A 4,068-nucleotide genomic window follows, 5' to 3' on the forward strand; every position below is an offset into this window, starting at 1 on the left:
GATGGCCAGGCGCGGGCCCCGGACGCAGACCGAGTCCACCCAGGTGATCTGGGCACGGCTCGGCGCACCGAGTCGGTGGGCCTACACCGGCGCGGTCGCTTTTGTGCCGGCGTTCGTCGCCTACCTGCTCGTCGCAGGCCTGCAGCGGCACCGTCACGATCTGAGCCTGTCGCTGACCGGGCCCACCGTGGTGATCGTGGGGCTGGCCGGTTGGATCACCCTGCGTGCGGTCGTCTCCTTCGCGGACCGTCCGGCCCGGCACGGCCAGCCTTCGGTTCGTCCAGGGCTACGCCGACCGGCCGCAGGCCGCTTCGCACCGCCGGACCGAGCCGAGTTCGGGGATCTCGCCCGACTGGCGGTGCCGCTGGTCGGCGGCGTCTACCTGCTGGTGGCTCTCGGTGTCCTGGTACGGCTGCGACTGGCCGGGCTGGCAGGCGGCCCGCGCTATCCGCTCGCGGGTCTTACCGTGTCGCTCGCGATCGGCAGTGCCGGTCTGATCGCCCTGACCATGCTGGTGCGCTCGCAACCAGCCAGATGCGTCGTGCGGTTCACCGGGGACGGCCGGGGCATGCCCGGCCCGGTCGGTGTGGCAATCGTCGTGGTCACGCTGGCGGTCGTGGCGCTCGCCGCCCTCAACCGCCACAGCGACGCCGGGGTCACCCTGAGCACGGAACAGATCCGGCCCTCGTCCCTCATACCGCTGCTGACCCTGGCCACCTTCGTCATCGTCGTGGCGATCTGGACCCAAGCACCCATCGACGAAGATCAGAACTCGGCCTCGGCGTATCTGGTGCTGATCCTCGTCGCCGTCGGCGCGGGGCTGGTCCTGGCCATCGGCCCCGACCGTCCCAGCCCGTCGATCGCCGCCACCGTCGGACTGATCTGGCTCGTCGCCGCACGCACCAAGGACCGCTGGGCACCAGCCCTCGGGCTCGCCGCCACCCTCGCCACCTACGTCCTGGTGGCCGCGCTCAGCCACACCTGGCACCGCAACCCCTACACCCCCACCCACGCACATGTCACCGCCCACGCACCTGACGACGCCTACGCCGCTCTCGCGCTCGCCCGCGCCAGCACCTTCGGCCGCGGCCCAGGGCAGGGCCTCGTCGAGTCCTACGCCCCGAACGGCACCGTCCCGGACCGCTACGCCCTCAACGTCATCGCCGAAGAACTCGGCCTCCTCGGCCTGCTCCTGGTCCTGGCCATCACCATCCTCGTCGGCGCCCTCCTCGTCCGACTCGCCGCCCGCTGCGGCCACGGACTGCTCGGCGCCTGGGCCCGCGGAGTCACCGCCGCCACCCTGATCACCCTCGCCCTCCCCGTTCTCGCCCTGCTCTGGACCATCGGCGCCCTGCTCGGCGCCGCCAGCCGCACCACCCACACCGCCACACCCGCACAGCAACACCCCGCCCCACCGCCACCGCCACGCTGGACCGCCTGCGCGAACGCACCACCGGCAGGACCTGGGAACCCGCGGTCGCGGGCCTGTGTGTGATCGCCACACTCGTCGCGGTACCCTTGGCCGCCACCACCGCCGACCACCAGCGATCCACCACCGACCCGGGAAACATCTCCGCCGCCGCTGCCGCCAACACGATCCGCACCGCCAAAATCTCGGTGCTCTGGCCGCAGAGCCCAGGCCTCCTCGACAGCACGACCAGGCAGGCGGTCGACAACGTCGTCACACCAACACGCCAGTGCCCGGCGCAGACCGCCGACCGGCCCACCGGCGGCACCTTCACCTTCAGAACCACCTGCTCGCCAGCACGCCTGGTCCCCACACTCGACGTCGCCCTGCAGACCGCCGCGAACAAAGCCATCCAGACACTCCCCACCGGCGTACGCGGCGCCACCATCGCGATCGACACCAGCGACGGACGCCTCCTCGTCCTCACCGACGACACCGGAACCGCACCCCTCCCCACCGTCCCCGAACCACCACCCGGCACCCACGACAAACCCACTTCCGAGGTGCGGACGAATCCCAAAGGGCCCGCCGACCCTCTTATCAGCGCCGCATCCGTGGGTGCGGACGACGCGGGGGGCGAGGCCGCGGGTACGGATGGCGGCGCCGAGGCGGTCCGGTGGTCCACCCCGGTACCCACCGGCGACAGACTGATCGGCGACCTGCTGAACGCGAGCCCCGCCCTGACGCAGGCGCTCCTCGCCGACCTGCGCGTCGACGCACTGACCAAGAACCCAGACGGCATCATGCACCTTCTCAACATTCAGAAGGGCCTGTTCGACCGGGCCGTAGCCCAACCACTCAGCAATGCAAAAGACGTCGCGCTCACACTCAATGCGGCCGATACCGCGATCCGGGACGCGTTCAAGGGCTGCATCACTTTCGACAACCTTGAAAAAATCGACAACCCGAAAGAACACACCCTCCATGTCGCCCAGGGAGCTGGCTGCGCGGTACGCCTGGCCAACGTCATCCTGGCCCGCGGCGCGGCGAACAGCCCCCAGCCCGGAGCCGTCCGCACCATGATTGACCGATGGCTACTGACCGGACCGGCCGGCAGCGCACTCAGCGGCGAGGGCCTGACCGCACCCGTCATCCAAGCCTCCGGCCTCCAGACCCTCAACAACCCCGCCTGCGGAAAAGACCCCGGCTGCCTACGGATAAGCCCCCTGCAGTTCGCCACCGTCCTCGCTGGCCTCGTCACCCACACCAGGTCCGTCGACCTGGCCAAACTCGACGACTCGCCAGCACCTTTCCTCCTCTCCGCCCAGCACGGATCCGCGACCCGGGCAGCACACGACGCGAAACCGTGGCAGCAACCACGGCCAACCCCATCGGCAACGGACACTCCCCGCCCCGCAGCCGCATCGAGCGCCGCCGGGCCCTCGAGGATCCCCGCGCTGTGGAACGACGACACCGACTCCCTCAACGGCGCGGTCACCGGCGGCGCCAGCTGGTCGGTACGCGTCATGCCGAAGGGCAACAGGCACGGAAAAATCGTGATCGTCGGCTACCGCACCTCCAACGGAACCCCCCAACCAGACGAGAAACCAGCGTCCACCCTGACCGATCCGGTCGCCGTCGCCGTGACCAAGGGTGAACCCGGGTGAGCGAACCGACGGTGCCACTGCGCGCGACCCGGCGGCGGGGGCGGCGCGACGACGATCGCACGTTGAGCCGGATCGGGTTGTGGGGGGCGACCAGCAGCGGCAAGACGACGATGCTCGCCAGCCTGCACACCGCGCTGTCCGAGTCGGACGGGGACGGGCGGGACTGGGTTCTGTTCAGTGGTAACCCGACGACCACGACGTTCCTGGCCCGCGCCCGCGCCCGCGCCCAGCTCACCCGCGGTGAGTTTCCCGCGCCCACCGCCTACGAGGCCAAGGAGTTGTCGCTGCGGCTGCTGCGCGCCCGGCCCGCCGGGGTGCTGCGCCGGCTGGCCCGTCGGCCCGCGCGCCGCATCGAGTTCGAACTCACGCTGATGGACGTCAGCGGCCGGATGTACGACCCCTCGGTGTTCGGCGTGGATCCCGACCGCCCCCGTCCGAGGATCTGTTCGCGGGCGAGGCGGAGGCCGGGGACGCCGTCGAGAAACTCATCGACCACCTGGCCCGCGCCGACGGCATGGTCTACCTGTTCGACCCCATCCGGGAACTCGGCGACCGCGACTCGTACCACTATCTGGAGACGATGCTCGAACGGGTGCTGCAACGGGCCGACGATCTCGGTCGGATGCCCGACGGGAAACTGCCGCACTATCTCGCGGTGTGCATCACCAAGCTCGATGACCGCCGCGTCTTCCACCGCGCCTACGACGGCGGCTTCGTCTCCGCCAGCGACGACGAGGCGATGCTTCCCCTCATCACCTGCGAGGATGCCGCCGACTTCTTCCAGTATCTGTGTTCCCGGGAGACCATGGGACGCCACGCCGGCAGCGGGCCGAAGGTGCGCGGCAGCATCGAACGGCATTTCCATCCCGGCCGGGTCCGCTATTTCGCCAGTTCGTCGATCGGTTTCTATGTCGGTCGCAGCGGGATGTTCCGCATCCAGGATTTCGACAATGTCGAACAGGTCGGTGATCAGCCGCGGATACGTGGCGACCT

General features: G+C 70.0%; 3 protein-coding genes and 1 pseudogene. 3 read left to right on the forward strand and 1 reads right to left on the reverse strand.

The annotated features are described in order from the left end of the window. A partial coding sequence (locus G6R24_RS18850) for an FtsW/RodA/SpoVE family cell cycle protein (protein ID WP_225438729.1) occupies window positions 1-1,495 on the forward strand: 1,495 nt, incomplete at its 5' end. Further along, window positions 1,492-3,075, forward strand: coding sequence for a hypothetical protein (locus G6R24_RS18855; RefSeq protein WP_225438731.1), 1,584 nt, complete (start codon window positions 1,492-1,494; stop codon window positions 3,073-3,075). The genes G6R24_RS18850 and G6R24_RS18855, both read left to right, overlap by 4 nt. A 262-nt stretch (window positions 3,076-3,337) precedes the next feature. On the opposite strand, the gene G6R24_RS18860 is transcribed toward G6R24_RS18855, so the two are convergent. After that, window positions 3,338-3,571: a hypothetical protein gene (locus tag G6R24_RS18860; protein ID WP_163550525.1), complete on the reverse strand. Its 234-nt coding sequence runs from the start codon at window positions 3,569-3,571 to the stop codon at window positions 3,338-3,340. 18 nt (window positions 3,572-3,589) lie between these two features. On the opposite strand from G6R24_RS18860, the pseudogene G6R24_RS18865 reads away from it, so the two are divergent. After that, a pseudogene (locus G6R24_RS18865) lies at window positions 3,590-4,068 on the forward strand (hypothetical protein); the annotation flags it as partial.

This window comes from Candidatus Frankia nodulisporulans (genome assembly GCF_902806475.1).
GTDB lineage: Bacteria > Actinomycetota > Actinomycetes > Frankiales > Frankiaceae > Frankia > Frankia umida.